Consider the following 22,161-nt stretch of genomic DNA (forward strand, 5'->3'; position numbering starts at 1 on the left):
GAAAACAATTACCTTTCCAGAAAAATTATATCGATGAGAATAGTACTCTTTATTTTAGTGTTGACAACAATTTTTTCTTGCAAAAATGATGAGGAAAAAGTTAAGAAAACTGTTGATACTGTTGAGATAGAAACCATTTACGCAGACTCACTGCTTAGCATTAGGGCGATAGATGTAGCTTCAGATAAGAGCATTGCCTTTGCAGCCAATAATGGGGTATTTGGGCTGTATAATCCGCTTACCAATCAATGGGGAACGGCAAAACAGAGTTACGATACGTTAGATTTACAGTTTAGGGCTGTGGCTAGAACCGTAAATGATTTTTTTATGTTAAGTGTTGGAAATCCGGCATTGCTATATAAAACTGGTGAAACAGGAGCAATGGAAGTTGTTTATAAAGAAGAACATGAAAAGGTGTTTTATGATGCTTTGGCGTTTTGGAATGCTCAAGAAGGGGTTGCTATTGGTGATCCAACGGAGGATTGTATGAGTATCATTATTACGCGTGACGGTGGTGATACTTGGAGTAAAATTGCATGCGATCAACTACCAAAAGTAAAAGAAGGGGAGGCAGCATTTGCAGCCAGTAATAGTAATATTGCTATTGTAGGGGACAATACATGGGTAGCGACTGGGGGAAAAACCAGCCGTATTTTATTTTCTCCAAATAAAGGGAAATCTTGGGAGGTTTTTGAAACCCCAATGGTTAATGGAGAAGCGACAACTGGAATTTATTCCATTGATTTTTATGATGCCAACAATGGATTTGCTATTGGTGGCGATTATACAAAACCAGGGCTAACTACAGCTAATAAAATGAAAACGACAGATGGAGGTAGAACTTGGAATATAGTAGGCGATGGTAAAGAACCAGGTTATAGGAGTTGTGTGCAGTATGTTCCCAATAAAGGAGGGAAGGCGCTGGTTGCTGTTGGATTTAACGGGATTGATTATTCATACGATGGTGGCAATACGTGGAAACATTTAAGTGATGAAGGCTTTTATACGCTTCGCTTTTTAAATGATAGCGTGGCTTATGCTGCAGGAAAAGGGAGAATCTCGCGACTAGATTTTAAATAGCCGTCACTAATATGCATATAAAATCCCAAATTTCGAAAAGTCGGAATTTGGGATTTTTTGTTTTACTAGACGATTTTTAGGTTTTCTAATTTTTATTGTTCCGGTCATGTCGCTTCTTATATTCGTGCAGCATTTTCCTATTGAATTCTTCTTCCGCAAGTTTTAATTGAATAATTTTTTTAGCAGGCATGACCTTCAGTAAGTTTTCTACAAAGTTGGAGCGTAAATTTTCACGTTCTTTTTCAAAAGCCACAAAGTCTTTCAACATAGCCCTAGCTTGGGCCTCAGTCATTTCTTCTGAAATTTGTTTTCGTTTTTCATAGCCCATTCGTCTTTGCTCGTCTTTTTTGCTTTCATAAGTGTTATAGATGGGCCAAAATTTTTGGGCTTCTGTAGTTGTCAATTCTAAACGCTCAGTAATGAACGCTACTTTTAACGATTTTATCTTTTCTCTTTTTTCTGAATGTTGAGAAAATGTAGTCCATGAGGTTAGGACTACGCATAACATGAGGATTATTTTTTTCATTTTTCATTAATTAAGTCTTCAATAGAAGTATTGTTAAGTAGGTAATTTTCTAAAGATTCATCTGTAAAGGTATTGGCCACAAAGTCATCTGCTATAATATCCTCAGCATTTAAATAGGAGGCAATATCATAAGTATTTAGATTTTCATTGTTAAGATAGATTTCAATAGAAGCCGTCTCAACCTGAGTAATGGATAATGGAACTTCAGTTTTTAAAAACACAGTAAACATCAATAAAAGTACCGCTGCAGCACCTGACATAAAGGCGACATGTCTCCAAGACATTAAAGGCCTTATTTTTGGTTCCTTTATAGCGTTGAGTCGCTCAGTCAATTGAGTCTCAAAATTCTCAAAATAATCATTAGGAATTTTAAATCCAGGCACATCTATTTCCGACAGATCTTTCTGAACCGCTAATCTTTTAAATAGCCGATCATCAAAGTTGTCAAAATACGAACTAGGGGTGTTGTACCCTGGTTCCTTAATATTATGTAACTCACTTTTTTTCATGCTATTAGTAGGACAGATTATTTGTCGAAAGGTTTAATCGTTGGTCAAGTATGCTTCAATTTTCTTTACTGCAATATGGTATGAGGCCTTTAATGCACCTTCGCTGGTCTCTAAAATATCTGACATTTCGGAATACTTTAAATCATCAAAATACCGCATATTAAACACCAATTGCTGTTTTTGAGGTAAGGTTGCCATAGCTTGCTGTAATTTCAATTGGATCTCATTACCTTCAAAATAAACGTCAGCTTGAAGATTGTCTAAAGTTTGATCTTGCAATTCTTCATTGGTAATGTTTTTTAATTTGGCATTATGCTTTAAGTGCGTAATGGCTTCATTGGTGGCAATACGATACATCCAAGAAAACAGTTTGCTTTCACCTTTAAAGTTATGAATATTTTTATAGACTTTAATAAAGGTGTTTTGCAGCACATCATCAGCATCATCATGAGAAATAACAATCTTTCTTATGTGCCAATATAAACGTTCTTTATATAAGGCTAACAATTCCTTAAACGCCGACTCTTTGGTGTCTTTAGAGGTTAATTTTGAAATAAGAGCAGCATCGTTTTGCACAGAAACGTTTTTTAATAAGACTATAATGGGAGTAAAAAGTTTAAAGTAATAATCAAAATTATATAATGAATTGAAAATCAGTTATATATAATTTTATTATCGCTAAAACGTATATAATAATCGACAAAATGCAATTTTTTATTGATTATAATTATAAAATGGTATATATTAGCCTAACTAACCTGCTAAGTTATCAGTGATTCCCCAAGCATTGATACTAAAAGAAAAGGATGCCACGCGTATGAGGCATCCTTTTCTTCATTTATGTGTAGTAAGCGTTATTCAAAGCTTTGCATGTCTACTAGCATTTTATAAACACCATTTTTTTCAATTAGATCAGTGTGTTTGCCTTGTTCTACAATTTCACCTTTTTGCATCACCACAATCTCATCCGCATTTTGTATAGTAGATAAGCGATGTGCAATAACGATAGATGTTCTGTTGCGCATCATATTTTCTAAGGCAGACTGTACCAATCGTTCACTTTCAGTATCTAAAGCAGACGTGGCTTCATCTAGAATCATGATAGGTGGGTTTTTTAATACAGCTCTTGCAATACTTAATCGTTGCTTTTGTCCTCCAGATAATTTATTCCCAGAATCGCCAATATTTGATTCTATACCTTTAGGAAGCTCTTTTACAAATTCCCAAGCGTTCGCTATTTTTAAGGCATCTATAACTTCTTCATTTGTGGCATCTTGCTTTCCAATTTTGAGGTTGTTTTTAATGGTGTCATTAAAAAGTATGGAATCTTGAGAGACCACACCCAACATACCTCTTAAAGAAGATAATGACAGCTCCTTGATGTTGACGCCATCTATGCAAATACTACCCTCATTTACATCATAAAATCTCGTCAGTAAATTTGCGATCGTACTTTTACCACTTCCAGATTGCCCAACAAGTGCTACGGTTTTACCTTTAGGAACATTAAGATTGAAGTTTTTAAGCACTAAATCGTCCTGATATTTAAATGAAATGTTGTTTACCGCAATATCAGATTCAAAGGTTTCTTTAACCACAGGCGTGTCAATTTCCTCTATAGTATTTTCAGACTCTAAAAACTCTAAAATCCGATTAGCCGCGCCATTTCCTTTTTTTACGCCATAACTAGCTTTGGCAATGGCCTTGGCTGGAGTTAAAATATTATAGGCTAAACTGATGTATCCTATAAAGAAACTCGCATCCATAGAATTATCAACAAAAACTAAATAACCGCCATAAACCAATAAAATTCCAATCACAATAATACCTAGAAATTCACTAATTGGCGATGCTAAATTCTGTCTATTTAGAAGCGCATTGGAATATGTGTAATAACGTTGGTTGGAATCTTCAAATTTTTTGGCAAAAACATGTTCAACGTCAAAAGCTTTAATAATGCGTAGGCCCGTCATGGTTTCTTCAAGGATAGATAGAAAAACACCTTGTTCCTGCTGTACTTTTAAGGAGCCTTTTTTGAGAGATTTACCAACTTTAGAGATGATAAATCCTGATATTGGAATAAAAATAAAAACGAATAAAGTTAATTTTGCACTTAAAATCAACATTGCTACCAGCGAAAAAAGGATGGTTAGGGGCTCTCTTACGATCATTTCTAAGATCGCTAAAAAAGAATTTTTTACTTCATCAACATCACTACTCACTCGCGAAATTGTATCGCCTTTAGATTTCTCAGAATAAAAAGCCAATGGAAGGGAAACAATTTTATCAAACAGCACGTTTCTGATGTCCTTCAACACGCCATTTCTTAAAAATGTGATGTAATACATGGCTAGATAGTTAAAGAGGTTTTTTAACAGGAATATGCTTATGATGAGGCCAACCATTAACATTAGCACTTTAAAATCGCCATAAGTGTCAATTTTATCTCCTATAAAATAATTGAGATAGTCTTCGACATAGCCTTTAACATTGCCCAATCCTTTGAAGGTAGGTTTGGCAATAACTTCGCGTTGATCATTAAAAATAACCTTGAATACCGGTATTAATGCGACAAATGATAAGGTGCTAAATAACGCATATAGGATATTGAAAAAAATATTGAGGTAGGCAAACTTTTTATAAGGAACAATAAACCGATAAAACTTCTTTAAATATTCCATTTAATTAAGGTGCATATCTTTTAATATGGCGTCAATTTTACGCTGTAACTGGGTATTTGCTTCTGCAAACTCTTCAATAGATTTCAGCGGGGAATTTACACTCAGATAAAATTTTATTTTAGGTTCAGTTCCACTTGGCCTCAGAGCAATCTTGCTTCCATCTTCAGTGTAATAGATAATGACGTTTGATTTCGGAATCGTAATTTCTTCTTCCTGACCAGTAAGGAAATTTTTCGTTTTTGACAGTTGGTAATCTTCAATTCGCGTTACTGGAGAACCATTTATTTCTTTCAATGGATTTTCTCTAGCGTCAATCATCATTTGCTTGATTTCCTGAGCGCCTTCCATTCCTTTTTTCGTGATGGAAACTAAAAATTCCTTATAGAGTCCATGAGATACATACAACTGTAATAGGGCTTCATAAAATGAACTGCTATCTGCTTTGGCTTGGGCTGCAATTTCACAAGCCAAGAGGGTAGAGGTGACAGCATCCTTATCGCGTACAAAATCGCCCACCATATAGCCAAAGCTCTCTTCGCCGCCACCAACAAAGTCGAGTTCCGGAAAATCTTTGATCATTTTGGCAATCCATTTAAATCCGGTTAAACCTTCTTTGTAGTCTACACCGTATGATTTCGACAATACTTCTACCATAGGAGTCGATACGATGGTTGAGCCAATAAACTCATTTCCGTCTAACTTACCTTTTTTCTTCCATTGTTGTAATAGAAAATCGGTCATCACCAACATGGTCTGATTACCGTTTAAAAGCACAAGATTATTATCCAAATCTCTTACAGCAACACCTAATCGGTCGCAGTCAGGATCAGTGCCAATAACAATATCGGCGTTCACTTGTTCTGCAAGTTCCATGGCCATTTGCAATGCTTCTGGTTCTTCAGGATTGGGCGACTTAACCGTAGGGAAATCACCATTAGGAGTTTCTTGCTCTTTAACTAAATGCACGTTAGTATATCCTGCTCGTTTTAAGGTTATAGGTACTGTCGTAATTGAAGTGCCATGAAGGGACGTAAATACAACCGTTAAATTATCTTTAGTTTGCTGACTGGTAAAGTTACCGTTTTTGACTGATGCATTAATAAAAGCGTTATCTACCTCTTTTCCTATGTATTGTATCAGATTATCATTGGCTTCAAATTTAATTTCAGAATAGTCCAATCCATTAATTTTGCTAACAATTTCTGCATCTTGAGGTGGTACCAACTGTCCGCCATCTTGCCAATATACCTTATATCCATTATATTCTGGCGGATTATGGGAAGCAGTTAGTACAATACCACAATGACATTCCAAATGCCTGACTGAAAATGATAATTCAGGGGTGGTACGTAAATCTTCAAATAAATACACTTTAATATCATTCGCAGAAAATACATCAGCTACAATCTTAGCCAAAGATTTACTGTTATGTCTGCAATCATAAGCAATTACCACTTTAACCTGTTCGTTAGGGAATTGTTCATGCAAATAATTGCTTAAACCTTGTGTGTTTCTCCCTAGCGTATATTTATTGATACGATTGGTGCCTACACCCATGATGCCACGCATACCACCAGTACCAAACTCGAGATCTTTATAAAATGCATCTTGAATCTCTTCAGGTTGAAAAGCAATGCTATCTTTAATTTTATCTCGGGTGTCTTGATCAAAAGTTGGTGTTAACCAGGTATTGATGCGATCTAGAATTTTTGGCTCAATGTGGATCATGGTGATATGATTAAGATTTATGTTGCAAAAATAAGGAATTCAAAAAATGTTAACCCGAGTTAAACCTTAGAAATTCAATTCGTCGTTAATAAGATAGCGTTTTTTGTCCTCTTTAGTACGTAAAATAATTTCTCCTAAAAAGCCGGCAATAAAAAACTGGGTTCCAATTACCATGGTGGATAAGGCAATATAAAATTGTGGTCTGTCGGTGATTAATCGTCCACCAGGGTTTAAGAAAACTTTGTCGATGCCCAAATAGAGTGTAAACCCAAGACCAATAATCAACATGATCACTCCAAGTGCACCAAAGAGATGCATTGGGCGCCTGGCAAATCGGGAAAGGAACCAAATAGTAAGTAAATCGAGAAAACCGTGAATAAAGCGGTTCATGCCGAATTTTGTAGTCCCATATTTTCTAGCTTGATGCAGTACAACCTTTTCGCCAATATTGGAAAATCCGGCATTTTTTGCCAGAACAGGGATGTAGCGATGCATTTCACCGTTAACGTCAATATTTTTTACCACGTCAAGGTTGTAGGCTTTGAGTCCGCAATTGAAATCGTTCAATTTTACCCCTGAGGTTTGACGTGCGGCCCAATTAAAAAGCTTAGACGGGAGGTTTTTTGAAATCACGGAATCGTAACGTTTCTTTTTCCAACCCGAGACCAAGTCATAATGCTGGTTGGTAATCATTCTGTAAAGTTCAGGGATCTCTTCAGGATTGTCCTGTAAATCCGCATCCATTGTAATCACTACATCGCCTTGTGCTTTTTCAAAACCAGCATGAAGCGCTTGGGATTTTCCGAAATTTCTTAAAAAACGGATACCTTTAACATTGTGGTCTATCTGTGATAATTGCTGAATTACCTTCCATGAATCGTCAGTACTTCCGTCATCAATAAAGATGATTTCATAGGAAAATTGATTGGACAGCATCACTTTTGCAATCCATTCATGTAATTCAGTTAACGATTCCTGCTCGTTGAGTAGTGGTATAACTACTGATATGTTCATTTATGAGGTTTCAAAATAGTGATGTTTCAAAAGTAACTAAATTAGTTAGAAAGTTACTTAATCTTTTTTCATAACTAAACCAGCAATCACTGAAACTACAAGCCCAAAAAGTAATGACCCTATAACGGTAGTGAGACTGAAAAACATAGGTGTCATAAATATATTGCTGATTTCCATTGTTTTAGAGATCTGCTCTTCGCTCATGTTTGGGTTTTGCTCCGAGATGTCGAGATAGGCTTTGTCTCTTGCCATATCAATAAATTCTGGATAAATATAAGCATAATGTAGATAGGCATAAATAGCGGCAAGGATGCCACCAATTACAGCAATGGCCAAGCCTACTTTTATAGCCTCACCTACGGTTAGAAAACCCGCGTTTTGGTGTTTGTATGTTTTTATGCCATAAACCAAAACAACTATGGATGCTAGAGAACTCACCGCTGAGAGTATCCAGCTTTGTTGTAAATTTGCCACATACATAATGACTAGAATGATTATGCTTACGAGTGCTAAGTAGAGACCATAGGTATACGCTATTGGTTTGATGGATGGTTTTTGTGTTTCCATAGTGAGTGGTTTGAAGGGTTGGTTTGTTTGTTAGTAAGCAAATATATATAAACGTTACAATTTAAACATAGAAAGTGTGCAACCCATTATTATAATAGTGAAAATTTTAAGTTGCATGAACCTATTTTAAAGACGTCTCAACCCTCAATTTTTTTATCGCAGATCAAATTGGCAAAAAATAAAAGTAAATGTATTGCACATAAGGAAAAAATACTTAAATTTGCACTTCCAAAAATTGAACGATTTAAAGTATTTAGAGATGAAAAAAGGTATACATCCAGAAAATTATAGACTAGTAGCATTTAAAGATATGTCTAATGAAGACGTATTTTTGACAAAATCTACAGCAGATACAAATGAAACTATTGATGTGGACGGTGTGGAGTATCCACTTGTAAAGATGGAGATTTCAAGATCATCTCACCCGTTCTACACTGGTAAATCTAAGTTAGTAGATACGGCTGGACGTATTGATAAATTCAAAAATAAATACGCTAAATTCAAAAAGTAATTTAGTGTCCAAGATATTAAAAGCCTTCAGATATTAACTGAAGGCTTTTTTTGTTTTCTATAAATAACTTATTTTTGCGCCCTAAAAAGATTACAATTACATAATCTGCAATAGTGAAACTTAGATCACTAGGGTCGGAAGTAATCCCTTTTTTTTTGTTATCAAATTTATTGAGAATTTATTTTTGTATTCAATTAACTTCTAATATAATCCATGAACTATATCCTTTTCGACGGGCCATCTAGAAATAGTCTTTTGCCTTTTACCTACACGCGACCAGTAGCAGAAATTAGAATTGGAATATTGACCATAAGAGAAAAATGGGACATGTTTTTGGGCACCACAACTACAACGATTACGGAAGACTATTTATCTGAAAAGTATCCCATGGTGGAGCTAGAGGATAATGTGTTGATCAATGCCTCCTTTCTTCCTACAGACGAACTGGTAGATATGGTTAAAAATCTTGGGGAAAATCAGGCCATTTTCAAGGATGAAGATGTCATAGCTTTTTATACTAAAGATGCACAAGAAGATATTGAATTTGATTTATTTGAAGCTATTGAATACGATGGCGATGCTATTAAAATTGAACATACTTGGGATATCTTCAGTAAAAATGCAGAAGCTATTCAACAAGATTTCGATTTAATTACAAACGGAAGGACCTCACAGCCTTTATCTGCTACCAATAATGTTTTAGGAGCCCATAATGTGTTTTTAGAAGAAGGTGCTGTTGTAGAGTTTGCAACGCTAAATGCGAGCAAAGGACCTATTTATATAGGTAAGGATTCGGAAATCATGGAAGGTGCCCTTATTAGAGGTCCTCTGGCAATGTGTGAGCACTCTATTGTTAAAATGGGAAGTAAGATTTATGGACCAACAACCGTTGGGCCATATTGTAAGCTAGGAGGAGAGGTGCATAGTTCCGTGCTATTTGGTTACAGTAATAAGGGGCATGAAGGATTTCTTGGAAATTCTGTTCTTGGAGAGTGGTGCAACTTAGGTGCAGATACCAACACCTCTAATCTGAAAAACAATTATGCTGAAGTGAGAATTTGGAATTATGAGAGTGAAAGTTTTGCCCGGACAGGATTGCAATTTTGTGGCCTGATGATGGGCGATCATAGTAAATGTGGCATCAATACCATGTTTAATACAGGTACGGTTGTGGGGGTGAGTGCCAACATTTTTGGAAGTGGTTATCCACGTAACTTTATACCAAGTTTTAGTTGGGGTGGCGCTTCAGGGTTTACAACTTATTTGACTAAAAAAGCTTTTGAAGTGACAGAAGTTGTGATGACTAGACGTCAGTTGGAATTTACTGACATGGATAAAGCCATCTTGAGTCATGTTTTTGAACTCAGTAAAAAGTTCAGGCGCGATTAAGAAAGTGTACAGTGCCCATTTATCTGCTCTAAATGCTCTTAAAATACTCTTTTGGTATTTAATTTATAAATCTGCACTCTTAGAGTTGATATGGGTATTACTTTCAAACAATTGCGTAACTTTGCATCTTCGAATAAAAACTACGTTAAAGGCATTTTTTACTTTTAAAATCAGGCGGCATCGGTTTAGATTCAGCTACTGATTTTTTGAACTGAAGACGATACTATGAAAAAGAAAGTAGCATTTTATACTTTAGGTTGTAAACTCAATTTTTCTGAGACCTCTACCATAGCCAGAAGTTTTATCAATGAAGGTTTTGATCGGGTGGAGTTTAATGAGGTTGCAGACATTTATGTGATTAATACATGTTCCGTTACTGAAAATGCCGATAAACGCTTTAAATCTATCGTGAAGCAGGCTCAAAAGGTCAATCCTGATGCTTTTGTTGCAGCCGTAGGTTGTTACGCGCAATTGAAGCCCCAAGAGTTGGCTGATGTTAATGGTGTGGATTTGGTGCTTGGTGCTACTGAAAAATTCAATCTGACCAGCTATATCAATGAGTTGATCAATAATCCGGAACGCAATAAGGGCGCTGGAGAAGTCCACTCTTGTGAAATTGAAAATGCCGATTTTTATGTTGGTAGTTATTCTATAGGCGATAGAACTCGTGCTTTCCTTAAAGTTCAGGATGGTTGCGATTATAAGTGTACCTATTGTACAATTCCTCTAGCACGCGGCATTTCGCGTAGTGATACCATGGAAAGTGTCATTAAAAACGCTAGAGAAATTGCGGCACAAAATATTAAGGAAATTGTTTTAACGGGAGTTAATATCGGCGATTATGGCAAAGGGGAGTTCGGCAATAAAAAGCATGAACATACCTTCTTGGATTTAGTTACACAATTAGACCAGGTAGCGGGGATAGAGCGTTTGCGAATTTCTTCTATTGAACCGAATCTTCTAAAAAATGAAACAATAGATCTCGTGTCTAAATCAAGAGCATTTGTTCCTCATTTTCATATTCCTCTACAAAGTGGCAACAATGATATTCTTAAAAAAATGAAACGTCGGTATATGAGAGAACTTTATGTAGATCGTGTTTCAAAAATAAAGGAGGTCATGCCGCACGCTTGTATTGGTGTTGATGTTATTGTAGGTTTTCCAGGAGAGTCTGATGACCATTTTTTAGATACTTATAATTTTTTGAACACATTGGATATCTCTTATTTACATGTGTTTACATATTCTGAACGAGACAATACTGAGGCATCAGTTATGGATGGTGTCGTTCCTAAAAAGGTGCGAGCAAAGCGCAGTAAAATGTTACGTGGATTATCAGCTAAAAAACGTCGTGCATTTTATGAAAGCCAATTGGGGAGTACCAGAACGGTGTTGTTTGAAAGTGAGAATAAAGAAGGCTATATTCACGGGTTTACAGAGAACTATATTAAAGTAAAAACACCATGGAATCCTGCTTTAGTCAACACTCTGCACGATATTGAGCTGACTAAAATTGACGAAGACGGCATTGTACGCTTTGAATTTTTAAAGATATTGGCGCGCTAAATTGTTGTTTCATCTGACTTTTATACCGTTTGCCCTGTTTTTTTCAATTCACAGGTCCTTATCCATAATTTCGATTCCGTTTCCCATGTCTATATCATATTATGGCTAAATCATCGTTTTTATTCTGCGCATTAAGTTGCTTCATTCTAAGCTCAGGCTGCACTGAAGACGATGCCAATAATCCTGTTCTTGGCAATTGGAAACTAACGTCCTGGTCTATCACAATTCCTTTAGACATGAATTTAGATGGCATAGCCAATACCAATTTGCTCATGGAGACAGAGTGTGAAGTCAATGAAAAGCTCATATTTGATAAACATGGGGTGGTCACTTCTAAAGACACCTATAATCCTGAATTAAAAGTTAGTCTAATAGATGATACCACAGATATCTATAAGGTAGAAGAAATGTGTTCTGAAGGTAGTATTGGATTTGCTACAGAGTACATTCAAATTGGTGCAGAGAGTATCAGTTTAAATGGAAAGGTTGGAGTTGTACATCAAGGCAAGCTGACATTTGTATATAATGGTGCAATACCTGTTTACAATGAAAACTACACTGAAATAGTTGATAAAAAAGATCTTATTTTGATTTATGATAAGTCTGGTTCATAATCTTTAGCATCAAGTAAAAAAAAATATCCAAAGTTAATTTTGGATATTTTTTTTCAGTATTGCAACTTAAATTCTAATGCCTACAGGTAACATCTTTTTATATTTTCTGTTTCGCCTTAAAAATTTTGCGATCTCTGGGCTTGTGGGCACAACGCTAATATTGCGTTCTAAAATGTTTTCAAAAACCAGGGTTAAAAATTCATTCTCAAATTCTTCGGCGGCAATGCTTTCAGGAATTACCATTTTAGTCAAAAAAATCTTACGGTCTTGGAGAGAATATTCAATTTTAGCTATATCGTCATCAACTTTAAGCTCAAATTGACGTAAGAAATCATTGTCAACTAATTCTGTTGCGTCAATCATAATTCTATATTTAATTTATTTCAACTCTAGGAAGGGTGTAGTCACTACATTTTTATATAGCTTTGTCCTACAAATTTACGAAAAATAAGCATAGCAATGCCTTCATTAATTGTTAAATGCTTATGAAATAATGGCTTATGGATGTTTTACTTTAAAGTTTTTTTTAAATTGCCAATATAGGACATTATGAGAGTCAAAATGTGAATATAGCAGATGGAGAACAACATTATTCCGGTATATATGATGCCAGGTATGGCAGCCAAACCAACTATTTTTGATCGGATAAAACTTCCTGAAACGCGTTATAAAGTATATTGGCTGGAATGGTTGATTCCTGAGGACAATGAAAGTTTGGAGCACTATTCAAAACGCATGATTAAACATATCAATCATGAGAACCCTGTCTTATTGGGAGTGTCTTTTGGTGGTGTGTTGGTGCAGGAAATGAGCAAGTATATGAAAGTGCGTAAGCTTATTGTCATCAGTAGCGTCAAATCTAAACATGAGCTTCCTAAGCGCATGAAAATTGCAAAGTTCATAAAAGCTTATAAATTTGCCCCTACACAATTGTTGTCTAATTTAGACGTTCTCCAAAAATATGCATTCAATAATACCATTAGCAAGCGCATAGATTTGTATAAAACCTATCTTGCATTTAATGATAAAAAGTATCTGGACTGGGCGTTAAAAGAAATGTTGCTATGGAATCAGGATAAGCCTTTAGAGGACGCTATTTACATACATGGTAATAAAGATGCCATCTTTACGCATTCGTGTGGCGGAAATTGTATTGTAGTAGAGGGCGGTACCCATATTATGGTCGTAACAAAATACAAATGGTTCAATAAAAATCTGCCCGCTATAATAGAAAGTTCAAATTAAAAGTTATTGATATATTTAATACATTTATAAAAAATTACAACATGAAGATTATTAAGAATTTGTTAGCCATCGTCGGACTTGTTTGCATTTCAGGACTGTTCATATTTGCAGTGCAAAAGCCTATAGAAACTACTGTTGAGCCAGAACCGACCACCAGTAACAGTTATAATGTCTATGCTATTAAATTACCAAATGATCTCAATTTTGCGGGAGAAAAACTTCCTATTTCTGACCCTGATGTTTATGAGCGTATGGATAGAGAACTTCTTGTCAATACGTATTGGCAATCTAATGGTTTATTAATGTTTAAGCGTGCCAAAAAATACTTTCCAATTATTGAACCAATTCTTAAAAAGCATGGTGTCCCAGATGACTTTAAGTACTTGGCGGTCATAGAAAGTGGGTTGACAAATGCTGTCTCTCCTGCGGGCGCAAGAGGAGTTTGGCAAATAATGCCGGCCACTGGTAGAGAGAATGGCTTAGAGGTAAATGATAATGTGGATGAACGCTACCACTTAGAGAAGGCTACGGAAGTGGCTTGTAAATATCTATTGCAATCCAAAAAAAATCTAGGGTCATGGACTTTAGCCGCTGCGGCTTATAATGCTGGAAACGCAGGAATTTCAAGACGTTTAAGAGAGCAGGGTGTTGATGATTATTATGATTTATTATTAGGAGAGGAGACCGGACGCTATATGTTCAGAATTGTAGCGTTAAAGGAAATTTTAAAAAATCCAAAGACTTATGGGTTTAATTTTGAAGATTCAGACCTTTATTCCAACATTCCAACATTTTCAGTTACGGTAGATACAGAAGTCAAAGACTTTGCTGCGTTTTCTAAAGAATATGGTATTAATTATAAAATTCTTAAAATTCATAACCCGTGGTTAAGAGAACCTCACTTAAATAATAAATCAGGTAAAAAATACATTATTGAGATTCCTGAAAAAGGCTATTACAATAAATCTTAATGACGAGCTTCATCTCAAATAATATATGGATAATTCTTATAAGTTTTAATTATCTACTGGTTATTTTGGCGGCATTTACCGTGCTGACAAAAAACATCAATCCAACCAAAACGATATCCTATATCATCGTTTTGGTTTTTTTTCCATTTTTCGGACTTATTGTATATTACTTATTTGGACAAGAGTACCGAAAAAATAAAATCTTCAACAGAAAAAACATTTTAAACCAAAAGTTAATTACTGATGTCAGTAAGCGATTGAAACCGGATAAGGAGGAGATTTCAGATTTAAAAGAGGATCTTCTAGATGATAAAATAAAACTGGTTAAATTATTACATAGCAGTGAAAACGCCCCACTTACTACTTATAATGAAGTGGATATCATTAAAAATGGTGAAAATAAGTTTAAATTTCTTATAAAGGATATTAAAGAGGCTAAACAGCATATCCATATGGAATATTATATTCTACGTGATGATAAAATTGGATTAGAAATTATTGATCTCTTATGTGAGAAGGCAAAGGAGGGAGTTAAGGTAAGATTGAGTATTGATGATGTTGGGAGTAGTGTTTCTAGAAAGAATAAGAAAAAGATGGAGCAGAGTGGTGTAGAATGGTTTTCATTCATGCCCGTATTGTTTCCAGGGTTTACAGGGAAGATGAATTATCGAAACCATCGAAAAATCGTAATTATTGATGGCGAAATTGGATATATAGGCGGCATTAATGTCTCCGATACGTATGTTAATTATGACAATTCACCAGAGTATTGGAGAGATACACATTTGCGCATCATTGGTGAGTCTGTAAAATCTTTACAAATTCATTTTTTAATGAATTGGGAATTTGTTTCAAGACGAAGGATTGAAATGGAAGAAAGCTTTTTTCCTAAGGAAAACTGCAAAGAGTTTGTTGCCATGCAAATTGCAGCAAGTGGCCCAGACACGGATTGGGCCAACATTATGGAGGTAATTTTTACAGCCATTGTAACTGCTGATAAATATGTGTATCTAACAACGCCATATTTTATCCCTAACGAACAAATTATCACAGCATTACAAGTGGCCTCAAAAAGTGGGGTAGACGTGCGGTTGCTCATTCCAAAAGATTCTGATTCATGGACGGCAAAGCACGCAACCAATTCTTATATAGAATGTTTGTTAGAGGCGGATGTTAAAATTTATAGGTATTGTAAAGGTTTTATTCATGCCAAAACAATGGTGGTAGATGATGTTTTCTCTACGGTTGGCACTACTAATATGGATTACAGAAGTTTTAATATCAATTTTGAGATCAATGCCATCATCTATAATAAAGCGAAAAGTTTGGAGTTAAAGGCGCATTTTTTTGAAGATCTTGAAGATAGTGAGATGATTGATAAAGAGCGATGGTTTAATAGACCAAAAAGCGAAAAGCTTAAGGAATCTTACTGCCGCTTATGGGCTCCTCTGCTTTAATTCAGGGTTAATCTATTATAGAAAAGTCATCGATGATAAGAGATGTATTGGTTTTGTTTTCAGACTCCAGTAAATCAGAAATGCTTTTTTGTGTTTTTTCAACAAATAGGTTCTTAGTCGTGGCATTCAAATTCTTTAGAAAAAATTTCCTATCTATATCAACAATCTGTTTGTTTTTGTTAATGTAGAAACATGCAGGTACTCCAAACGAGTGTTTGTAAATTGATAAGGCATTGTTCATGTTGTTGTTGCGTTCATCAGCATATACAACGGTAACATGGTTATTGTAGCTTCGAGCCTTTTTTTTAGCGATACGCCGCTTATCCCAATACACAACAATTATTGTTACACGATTCTTGTACTCGCTGGCTAGACTGTTAATTTTGCGAATTTCAGCTTTAGTTTGAATAATGGCTGAGTTTTTAGTGATGAGCAAAAACGGCTGGTTAATAGTTTCTGTATAGAGTTTGCCTCCTGAAGCTTTTTTAAATTTTAGATCAAAAATATAAGTGTTTTTTAAATGCTTTTTTACCAAAGAATCGAATAGAATATCAACTTTTTCTGGTAGCCCTTGCTTTAATGCTATATCAGATTGATTATTAAATCGCTTTAAATGTTCGGATAAAGCGTCGTCAAAGTAAACTTTTTCTTCTTGAGCGAAGAGAAGTGGCGCATAGGCAATTAGTAAAAGTGCAAGTAGTTGTCTTACGGCCATTTATAACGCTTTCTATTGGCTATTACAAAGATACTGCTAGTTTGTTACACCTACAAAACTTCTCGATAAGTAGCGTAAAAAGACTGCAGAACTTTAAATAAAAAAAACACTTCTTATAGAAGCGTTTTTTTAATGTTTAAATAACTACAAGATTTTGTGGCTATATAGTGTCAATATTTATAGGATTAACGTCTTCGGCCTTGCCTGTTTCCGCCGTAATGCTGATTGGGCATCTGCGCTTTTTTCATGCTGTCTTTCATCATTTTAATCTGATCAGCCAACATGTTGCGCTTATCTAGTTTTTGTGCCTCGTTTAGTAGCAACTTTGCTTCTTGAGGACGTCTTTTGCTAAAGGCAATGCTAGCCAAATTTAATTTTGCCATAGCCATATCATGATCCATGGCAAGCCCAAAGCTTAAGGCTTTTTTGAAATATTTTTCTGCTTCATTCATGTTGGTCTGAGAAACCATAATCCCATGCAGATAATTGTAATAACCTTCTTGCTTCTTGACCAATGCGCTGGATGGGTTTTTAATTTTATCCAACCATTTTTTGGCACCTACAAAATCTTGCTTACGCAACCTTAAAAATGCTAATAAGATAAATTCATTTTTAAAATATAGAAATACAAAAATTAAAGAAAGTAAAATAAGCATGATGCCGTTGCCAATGTAGCCTTCAGTAAATTGATAGACGGCAAAAGCAAGGATTAACGCTGTAATAACAAGTTTAAAATTTTTATTGTACATGATTTAATTTAATAATTTATAAGTAATTGTAGAGGTTATTTCTGTTGGAATGGTCATGTTGGAAGCATGAATTTGGGTATCTCCAATATAGTTGCCGGTAACAGTAATGTTAGTGAAAAGCCCAGTTTTTGAAGTCGCCTTTATAAGCGTTTCTTGAGTGCCCGTGAGGACCATCATAATATTGTCGTCAATATTGGACATTGTTGTATTAGCAGTGCCGTAAACCTCATAAACACTTTCATTATACGTTTTTAAGGTCCAATTATTCTCAGCCTTTAAATCGCCTTTATAAGTATTTTGCCAAGAATCTTTAACTTTAACTGGCTTGCTAGGTAAAAAATAGGTCATTTGTTCAAAACTATTGGAGAGTGCTTCACTTCCAAATTGCTTCTCAAATTGGGCCTTATTTGCTTCAATTGCAGCTTTATCTGTTATATTGGCAGCCTTAAACATGGAAGCAATCAATTTGTCGCCACCTGTAATAGATTGAATTTTACCAGTGTTTTCCATAACCATGGTAACAGGAATGTTTAATGTGCCTCTGAACATTTTTGATGTGAGATCATTTTCATCTTCAATGTCAGTATCTGCATTCAACAATTCTCCCAAACTAGGAGAACTCATAGTCATTTTCATATGGGTAAATACCATTTCTAAGGTTATAAGTTGGGGCGTTACATTAACCACTTTAAAATTCATGGTGCTCCTTAAGTGGTTATCAATAATCTGATCCACACCTTGTATGTCTTGTATAATATGTTGTTTGGCTTCTTGCTCAACCTGAAATGTATCATCTACTTTAAGGTTGTAATGCAATGTTTTTTGGGCATTAACGCCTAAAGTGAGTAGAAAAATAAGTAGAAATTTGTACACTTTCATAAGCGGATATTGTGGCTATTGTAATAAAAATACAAAGAAACTAATTTTTTTTAAGTTGACATTCATAATTCAACTTATAAGTCGCTTTGTCTGCGTAATATTTATGCTATCTTTGAGCATAAATTTACCTGATAAAAAATATGCAAAATAATTTAATATTAGATTTGTCAGAGTAAAAAGTCTTTGTATATTTGCCCGCAGTTTTGGAGAGAGCATCCAATTGATATTTTAGACTATACAAGATTATTTTAAAGATATAAGACAATGAGCAAAAGAACGTTTCAACCATCGAAAAGAAAGAGAAAAAACAAACACGGTTTTAGAGAAAGAATGGCTTCTGCTAATGGTAGAAAGGTTCTTGCACGTAGAAGAGCTAAAGGAAGAAAAAAACTATCTGTATCTTCAGAAGCAAGACATAAAAGATAATGATTAACAATTGTTAATATATTAAGGTGTTACTTAGGTGTAACGCCTTTTTTTGTACCCAAATCATATTTATTTTTGCAATACAAAATCCATCAAAATGCCTAGAAATAAAAACATCAAATCTGTACTTATTATTGGATCAGGTCCAATCGTTATCGGACAAGCTTGTGAGTTCGATTATGCTGGTACCCAAGCTCTACGTTCACTTCGTGAAGACGGTATAGAAACTATCCTCATCAATTCCAATCCGGCAACTATTATGACAGACCCTACGATGGCTGATCATGTCTATTTATTGCCGCTAACAACTAAGTCCATTATCCAAATCTTAAAAGAACATCCCCAAATAGACGCTGTTTTACCAACAATGGGTGGTCAGACCGCATTAAATTTGTGTATCCAGGCGGATGAAAAAGGTATTTGGAATGACTTCGGAGTGAAGCTAATTGGAGTAGACATAAATGCAATCAACATTACTGAAGATCGAGAAGAATTTAGAGAGTTAATGCTTAAAATTGGCGTGCCCATGGCGCCCCAGGCCACGGCAACATCATATTTGGAAGGTAAAGAAATAGCACAGGAATTCGGATTTCCATTGGTTATTAGAGCCTCTTTTACATTGGGTGGTGAAGGAGCCTCTTTTGTACATACTGAAGATCAGTTTGATGAATTGCTGACTCGCGGATTGGAAGTCTCTCCAATCCATGAAGTCATGATTGATAAAGCTCTAATTGGATGGAAAGAGTATGAGTTGGAGTTGTTAAGAGATAAAAATGATAATGTTGTCATCATCTGTACCATCGAGAATATGGATCCTATGGGGATTCATACTGGAGATTCCATAACAGTAGCGCCTGCAATGACCTTATCAGATACTACTTATCAGCGTATGCGTGATATGGCTATCCATATGATGCGTAGTATTGGAGATTTTGCAGGAGGTTGTAACGTGCAGTTCGCCGTGAGTCCTGATGAAAATGAGGATATCATTGCAATTGAAATTAATCCACGTGTATCGCGTTCTTCTGCATTGGCAAGTAAGGCAACAGGGTATCCAATTGCAAAAATTGCTGCAAAATTGGCCATCGGATATAATTTAGATGAGTTGAGTAATCAAATTACCAAATCGACATCCGCTTTGTTTGAACCGACCTTAGATTACGTTGTTGTAAAAATTCCACGTTGGAATTTTGACAAGTTTGAAGGTTCTGATAGAACATTAGGGCTTCAAATGAAATCAGTAGGAGAGGTTATGGCCATTGGCCGTTCATTTCAAGAAGCACTTCATAAAGCCACACAATCTTTGGAAATTAAGCGTAACGGACTAGGCGCGGATGGTAAAGGATATAAGGATTATGATCAGATCATAGATAAATTGACCCATGCCAGTTGGGATCGTGTGTTTGTGATTTACGATGCCATTCAAATGGGAATTCCGTTGAGTCGCATTCATGAAATCACCAAAATTGACATGTGGTTTTTAAAACAATATGAAGAATTATATCATTTAGAAAAAGAGATTTCAACGTTTACGATTGACACAATTGACCGCGATTTGTTATTGGAAGCAAAACAAAAAGGTTATGGAGACAGACAGATAGCGCATATGTTGGATTGTTTGGAGAGCCAAGTGTACAATAAACGTGAGGCGCTTAAAATTAAACGTGTATATAAATTGGTTGATACTTGTGCTGCTGAGTTTAAAGCACAAACCCCATATTACTACTCTACTTTTGAAAATGAAATGGAAACGCCAGACGGCACACGGATTTCAGCGAATGAAAGTGTGGTTACTGACAAAAAGAAAATCATTGTTTTAGGATCAGGACCAAACCGAATTGGGCAAGGAATCGAGTTTGATTATTGTTGTGTGCATGGGGTAATGGCAGCTTCAGAATGTGGATACGAGACCATCATGATCAACTGTAACCCGGAAACTGTATCTACAGATTTTGATATTTCTGATAAATTATATTTTGAACCTGTATTTTGGGAGCATATCTACGACATCATTCGTCATGAAAAACCAGAAGGTGTAATTGTGCAGTTAGGTGGCCAAACAGCTTTAAAATTAGCCGAAAAATTAGACCGATATGGTATCAAAATAATTGGTACAACTTATGAGGCATTAGATTTAGCTGAGGACAGAGGAAGTTTCTCAAAATTATTAAAGGAAAATAATATTCCTTATCCAGAATTTGATGTAGCCACTACGGCAGATGAGGCCTTAGAAATTTCAAATAAACTTGGGTTTCCGATACTCGTAAGACCATCTTACGTACTTGGAGGCCAAGGAATGAAGATTGTCATCAATAGAAATGAGTTGGAAGAACATGTGGTGAATTTGCTTCGAAGCATGCCCAATAATAAATTGTTGTTAGATCATTATTTGGATGGAGCCATTGAGGCTGAAGCAGATGCTATTTGTGATGGAGAAAATGTCTACATTATAGGCATTATGGAGCATATAGAGCCATGTGGTGTCCATTCAGGCGATAGTAACGCGACATTGCCACCTTTTAATTTAGGAGAGTTTGTGCTGCAACAAATTAAAGATCATACCAAAAAAATTGCTTTGGCATTGAACACTGTCGGATTAATAAACGTTCAGTTTGCCATAAAAGATGATGTGGTGTATATCATTGAAGCCAACCCTAGAGCCTCAAGAACGGTACCGTTTATTGCTAAAGCCTATAAGGAGCCTTATGTAAATTATGCTACAAAAGTTATGTTGGGCGATAAAAAGGTCACGGACTTTAATTTCAATCCGCAATTGGAAGGTTTTGCCATCAAACAGCCGGTATTCTCTTTTAATAAGTTCCCTAATGTGAATAAGCAATTAGGACCTGAAATGAAGAGTACAGGAGAAAGCATCTTATTTATTGATAGTTTGAAGGATGATGAGTTCTATAACCTGTACTCAAGACGGAAAATGTATCTAAGTAAATAATAAAAAAAGTATAGTCACGCGGTAAATCTTGTTAATAATTTGTAATTTAGTGATTATTAACAAGATGCCGTTTGATAATTCTGGTTTAAATTTATAAATTAGAACGCATAAATAGAGTGTATAATATTGTTTTAAACATGAAGCTTATATGAGAAAAATTACTTTATCCCTTTTGGGTTTATTATTAATTTCTTTTAGCTACGCTCGCACCAGCGCTGTTGAAGCTATGGAGGTTTATAATTATGACTCTAAGATGTTAAATGAAGATCATGTATGGCCGCTTAACACTTATATTCTAGATCAGGATGGAGAGGTGTTGACTGATTTTAAAATGACGCCGAATCCTGCCAGTTCCAAATTTCAATTGATTTTACCTAAGGGTATTACGAATGTTAAACTGGAGATTTTTGATGTGTTGGGAAATAAAATTATATCTAAACCGCTATCTAAACTCTCAAGTACAATTGACATATCCAAATGGAATGACGGGGTGTATCTCGTAAAAATTTCGTCTGATAATGGCAATCATATTAAGAGATTTGTAAAGCAATAAATAAATTGTAATCACATAATCAGTATTACAT

General features: G+C 35.4%; 23 protein-coding genes. 11 read left to right on the forward strand and 12 right to left on the reverse strand.

Annotation, left to right across the window (positions count from 1 at the left end; genetic code table 11):
* The first annotated feature begins 33 nt into the window (after nucleotides 1–33).
* Nucleotides 34–1,080: a WD40/YVTN/BNR-like repeat-containing protein gene (locus tag BXY82_RS08370; protein ID WP_133757752.1), complete on the forward strand. Its 1,047-nt coding sequence runs from the start codon at nucleotides 34–36 to the stop codon at nucleotides 1,078–1,080.
* Between the two features lie 85 nt (nucleotides 1,081–1,165).
* Here the strand turns inward: BXY82_RS08370 and BXY82_RS08375 are convergent, their stop codons facing one another.
* The 7 genes from BXY82_RS08375 to BXY82_RS08405 all read right to left on the reverse strand — a co-directional run bounded on the left by BXY82_RS08375 (nucleotide 1,166) and on the right by BXY82_RS08405 (nucleotide 8,105).
* Nucleotides 1,166–1,606 carry a sensor of ECF-type sigma factor gene (locus tag BXY82_RS08375; protein WP_133757753.1) on the reverse strand — a complete coding sequence of 147 codons (441 nt, stop codon included), beginning with the start codon at nucleotides 1,604–1,606 and terminating at the stop codon, nucleotides 1,166–1,168.
* Nucleotides 1,603–2,115, reverse strand: a complete 513-nt coding sequence (locus BXY82_RS08380; RefSeq protein WP_133757754.1) for a hypothetical protein — start codon at nucleotides 2,113–2,115, stop codon at nucleotides 1,603–1,605. Before BXY82_RS08380 ends, BXY82_RS08375 begins: the two co-directional genes overlap by 4 nt.
* A gap of 33 nt (nucleotides 2,116–2,148) precedes the next feature.
* The gene (locus BXY82_RS08385) at nucleotides 2,149–2,691 is read right to left on the reverse strand and encodes an RNA polymerase sigma factor (protein ID WP_133757755.1); all 543 of its coding nucleotides are present in this window, start codon (nucleotides 2,689–2,691) and stop codon (nucleotides 2,149–2,151) included.
* 278 nt (nucleotides 2,692–2,969) lie between these two features.
* Nucleotides 2,970–4,796 carry an ABC transporter ATP-binding protein gene (locus BXY82_RS08390; RefSeq protein WP_133757756.1) on the reverse strand — a complete coding sequence of 609 codons (1,827 nt, stop codon included), beginning with the start codon at nucleotides 4,794–4,796 and terminating at the stop codon, nucleotides 2,970–2,972.
* On the reverse strand, nucleotides 4,797–6,524 hold the full coding sequence (locus BXY82_RS08395; protein WP_208293688.1) for a phospho-sugar mutase: 1,728 nt from the start codon (nucleotides 6,522–6,524) through the stop codon (nucleotides 4,797–4,799).
* Nucleotides 6,525–6,590: 66 nt separating this feature from the next.
* Nucleotides 6,591–7,538: a glycosyltransferase family 2 protein gene (locus BXY82_RS08400; RefSeq protein WP_133757757.1), complete on the reverse strand. Its 948-nt coding sequence runs from the start codon at nucleotides 7,536–7,538 to the stop codon at nucleotides 6,591–6,593.
* A gap of 57 nt (nucleotides 7,539–7,595) precedes the next feature.
* A complete protein-coding gene (locus BXY82_RS08405) occupies nucleotides 7,596–8,105 on the reverse strand; it encodes a DUF4199 domain-containing protein (protein ID WP_133757758.1) in 510 nt (169 codons plus the stop codon).
* A gap of 259 nt (nucleotides 8,106–8,364) precedes the next feature.
* On the opposite strand from BXY82_RS08405, the gene BXY82_RS08410 reads away from it, so the two are divergent.
* The 3 genes from BXY82_RS08410 (at nucleotide 8,365) to mtaB (ending at nucleotide 11,571) form a co-directional block, all read left to right on the forward strand.
* Nucleotides 8,365–8,616: a type B 50S ribosomal protein L31 gene (locus tag BXY82_RS08410; protein ID WP_133757759.1), complete on the forward strand. Its 252-nt coding sequence runs from the start codon at nucleotides 8,365–8,367 to the stop codon at nucleotides 8,614–8,616.
* 213 nt (nucleotides 8,617–8,829) lie between these two features.
* Nucleotides 8,830–10,005, forward strand: coding sequence for a GlmU family protein (locus BXY82_RS08415; protein WP_133757760.1), 1,176 nt, complete (start codon nucleotides 8,830–8,832; stop codon nucleotides 10,003–10,005).
* A gap of 225 nt (nucleotides 10,006–10,230) precedes the next feature.
* Nucleotides 10,231–11,571, forward strand: a complete 1,341-nt coding sequence (gene mtaB, locus BXY82_RS08420) for a tRNA (N(6)-L-threonylcarbamoyladenosine(37)-C(2))-methylthiotransferase MtaB (protein ID WP_133757761.1) — start codon at nucleotides 10,231–10,233, stop codon at nucleotides 11,569–11,571.
* Between the two features lie 94 nt (nucleotides 11,572–11,665).
* Here the strand turns inward: mtaB and BXY82_RS08425 are convergent, their stop codons facing one another.
* The gene (locus BXY82_RS08425) at nucleotides 11,666–11,845 is read right to left on the reverse strand and encodes a hypothetical protein (RefSeq protein WP_133757762.1); all 180 of its coding nucleotides are present in this window, start codon (nucleotides 11,843–11,845) and stop codon (nucleotides 11,666–11,668) included.
* Here BXY82_RS08425 and BXY82_RS08430 point away from each other — a divergent pair.
* On the forward strand, nucleotides 11,844–12,185 hold the full coding sequence (locus BXY82_RS08430) for a hypothetical protein (protein WP_133757763.1): 342 nt from the start codon (nucleotides 11,844–11,846) through the stop codon (nucleotides 12,183–12,185). The genes BXY82_RS08425 and BXY82_RS08430 overlap by 2 nt on opposite strands.
* Before the next feature lie 66 nt (nucleotides 12,186–12,251).
* On the opposite strand, the gene BXY82_RS08435 is transcribed toward BXY82_RS08430, so the two are convergent.
* A complete protein-coding gene (locus BXY82_RS08435) occupies nucleotides 12,252–12,548 on the reverse strand; it encodes an N-acetyltransferase (protein WP_208293689.1) in 297 nt (98 codons plus the stop codon).
* 213 nt (nucleotides 12,549–12,761) lie between these two features.
* On the opposite strand from BXY82_RS08435, the gene BXY82_RS08440 reads away from it, so the two are divergent.
* Genes BXY82_RS08440 through cls form a run of 3 tightly spaced genes read left to right on the forward strand, consistent with a single transcriptional unit; the run spans nucleotide 12,762 to nucleotide 15,858 of the window.
* On the forward strand, nucleotides 12,762–13,430 hold the full coding sequence (locus tag BXY82_RS08440) for an alpha/beta hydrolase (protein WP_133757764.1): 669 nt from the start codon (nucleotides 12,762–12,764) through the stop codon (nucleotides 13,428–13,430).
* Nucleotides 13,431–13,471: 41 nt separating this feature from the next.
* Entirely contained in the window at nucleotides 13,472–14,401 is a 930-nt protein-coding gene (locus BXY82_RS08445; RefSeq protein ID WP_133757765.1) for a lytic transglycosylase domain-containing protein, read from the forward strand.
* Complete coding sequence (cls, locus tag BXY82_RS08450) at nucleotides 14,401–15,858, forward strand: cardiolipin synthase (RefSeq protein WP_133757766.1); 1,458 nt, start codon at nucleotides 14,401–14,403, stop codon at nucleotides 15,856–15,858. The genes BXY82_RS08445 and cls overlap by 1 nt, the downstream gene beginning before the upstream one ends.
* Nucleotides 15,859–15,865: 7 nt before the next feature.
* Here cls and BXY82_RS08455 read toward each other — a convergent pair whose 3' ends face one another.
* The 3 genes from BXY82_RS08455 to BXY82_RS08465 form a co-directional block, all read right to left on the reverse strand.
* On the reverse strand, nucleotides 15,866–16,573 hold the full coding sequence (locus BXY82_RS08455) for a hypothetical protein (protein ID WP_133757767.1): 708 nt from the start codon (nucleotides 16,571–16,573) through the stop codon (nucleotides 15,866–15,868).
* A gap of 185 nt (nucleotides 16,574–16,758) precedes the next feature.
* Complete coding sequence (locus tag BXY82_RS08460; protein ID WP_133757768.1) at nucleotides 16,759–17,322, reverse strand: DUF2892 domain-containing protein; 564 nt, start codon at nucleotides 17,320–17,322, stop codon at nucleotides 16,759–16,761.
* Between the two features lie 3 nt (nucleotides 17,323–17,325).
* A complete protein-coding gene (locus tag BXY82_RS08465; protein ID WP_133757769.1) occupies nucleotides 17,326–18,201 on the reverse strand; it encodes a DUF6263 family protein in 876 nt (291 codons plus the stop codon).
* Between the two features lie 264 nt (nucleotides 18,202–18,465).
* On the opposite strand from BXY82_RS08465, the gene rpmH reads away from it, so the two are divergent.
* The 3 genes from rpmH (at nucleotide 18,466) to BXY82_RS08480 (ending at nucleotide 22,130) form a co-directional block, all read left to right on the forward strand.
* Nucleotides 18,466–18,627, forward strand: a complete 162-nt coding sequence (gene rpmH / locus BXY82_RS08470; RefSeq protein ID WP_133757770.1) for a 50S ribosomal protein L34 — start codon at nucleotides 18,466–18,468, stop codon at nucleotides 18,625–18,627.
* Between the two features lie 97 nt (nucleotides 18,628–18,724).
* Nucleotides 18,725–21,577, forward strand: a complete 2,853-nt coding sequence (gene carB, locus BXY82_RS08475; protein WP_133757771.1) for a carbamoyl-phosphate synthase large subunit — start codon at nucleotides 18,725–18,727, stop codon at nucleotides 21,575–21,577.
* Nucleotides 21,578–21,725: 148 nt separating this feature from the next.
* Nucleotides 21,726–22,130, forward strand: a complete 405-nt coding sequence (locus tag BXY82_RS08480) for a T9SS type A sorting domain-containing protein (RefSeq protein ID WP_133757772.1) — start codon at nucleotides 21,726–21,728, stop codon at nucleotides 22,128–22,130.
* Nucleotides 22,131–22,161: the final 31 nt, after the last annotated feature.

The organism is Gelidibacter sediminis (genome assembly GCF_004364975.1).
In the GTDB taxonomy this organism is placed as follows: domain Bacteria; phylum Bacteroidota; class Bacteroidia; order Flavobacteriales; family Flavobacteriaceae; genus Gelidibacter; species Gelidibacter sediminis.

Excerpts from the sequence above, each read along its gene's own strand:
- BXY82_RS08415 (WP_133757760.1), top strand. The coding sequence starts at position 8,830 with ATGAACTATATCCTTTTCGACGGGCCATCTAGAAATAGTCTTTTGCCT.
- BXY82_RS08455 (WP_133757767.1), bottom strand. The coding sequence starts at position 16,573 with ATGGCCGTAAGACAACTACTTGCACTTTTACTAATTGCCTATGCGCCA.
- BXY82_RS08465 (WP_133757769.1), bottom strand. The coding sequence starts at position 18,201 with ATGAAAGTGTACAAATTTCTACTTATTTTTCTACTCACTTTAGGCGTT.
- BXY82_RS08460 (WP_133757768.1), bottom strand. The coding sequence starts at position 17,322 with ATGTACAATAAAAATTTTAAACTTGTTATTACAGCGTTAATCCTTGCT.
- BXY82_RS08445 (WP_133757765.1), top strand. The coding sequence starts at position 13,472 with ATGAAGATTATTAAGAATTTGTTAGCCATCGTCGGACTTGTTTGCATT.
- BXY82_RS08440 (WP_133757764.1), top strand. The coding sequence starts at position 12,762 with ATGGAGAACAACATTATTCCGGTATATATGATGCCAGGTATGGCAGCC.
- BXY82_RS08370 (WP_133757752.1), top strand. The coding sequence starts at position 34 with ATGAGAATAGTACTCTTTATTTTAGTGTTGACAACAATTTTTTCTTGC.
- BXY82_RS08480 (WP_133757772.1), top strand. The coding sequence starts at position 21,726 with ATGAGAAAAATTACTTTATCCCTTTTGGGTTTATTATTAATTTCTTTT.
- rpmH (WP_133757770.1), top strand. The coding sequence starts at position 18,466 with ATGAGCAAAAGAACGTTTCAACCATCGAAAAGAAAGAGAAAAAACAAA.
- BXY82_RS08395 (WP_208293688.1), bottom strand. The coding sequence starts at position 6,524 with ATGATCCACATTGAGCCAAAAATTCTAGATCGCATCAATACCTGGTTA.
- BXY82_RS08425 (WP_133757762.1), bottom strand. The coding sequence starts at position 11,845 with ATGAGCAAATTGGTATTGGCTATGCCATCTAAATTCATGTCTAAAGGA.
- BXY82_RS08430 (WP_133757763.1), top strand. The coding sequence starts at position 11,844 with ATGGAGACAGAGTGTGAAGTCAATGAAAAGCTCATATTTGATAAACAT.
- BXY82_RS08410 (WP_133757759.1), top strand. The coding sequence starts at position 8,365 with ATGAAAAAAGGTATACATCCAGAAAATTATAGACTAGTAGCATTTAAA.
- cls (WP_133757766.1), top strand. The coding sequence starts at position 14,401 with ATGACGAGCTTCATCTCAAATAATATATGGATAATTCTTATAAGTTTT.
- BXY82_RS08435 (WP_208293689.1), bottom strand. The coding sequence starts at position 12,548 with ATGATTGACGCAACAGAATTAGTTGACAATGATTTCTTACGTCAATTT.
- carB (WP_133757771.1), top strand. The coding sequence starts at position 18,725 with ATGCCTAGAAATAAAAACATCAAATCTGTACTTATTATTGGATCAGGT.
- BXY82_RS08380 (WP_133757754.1), bottom strand. The coding sequence starts at position 2,115 with ATGAAAAAAAGTGAGTTACATAATATTAAGGAACCAGGGTACAACACC.
- BXY82_RS08375 (WP_133757753.1), bottom strand. The coding sequence starts at position 1,606 with ATGAAAAAAATAATCCTCATGTTATGCGTAGTCCTAACCTCATGGACT.
- BXY82_RS08405 (WP_133757758.1), bottom strand. The coding sequence starts at position 8,105 with ATGGAAACACAAAAACCATCCATCAAACCAATAGCGTATACCTATGGT.
- BXY82_RS08400 (WP_133757757.1), bottom strand. The coding sequence starts at position 7,538 with ATGAACATATCAGTAGTTATACCACTACTCAACGAGCAGGAATCGTTA.
- BXY82_RS08390 (WP_133757756.1), bottom strand. The coding sequence starts at position 4,796 with ATGGAATATTTAAAGAAGTTTTATCGGTTTATTGTTCCTTATAAAAAG.
- mtaB (WP_133757761.1), top strand. The coding sequence starts at position 10,231 with ATGAAAAAGAAAGTAGCATTTTATACTTTAGGTTGTAAACTCAATTTT.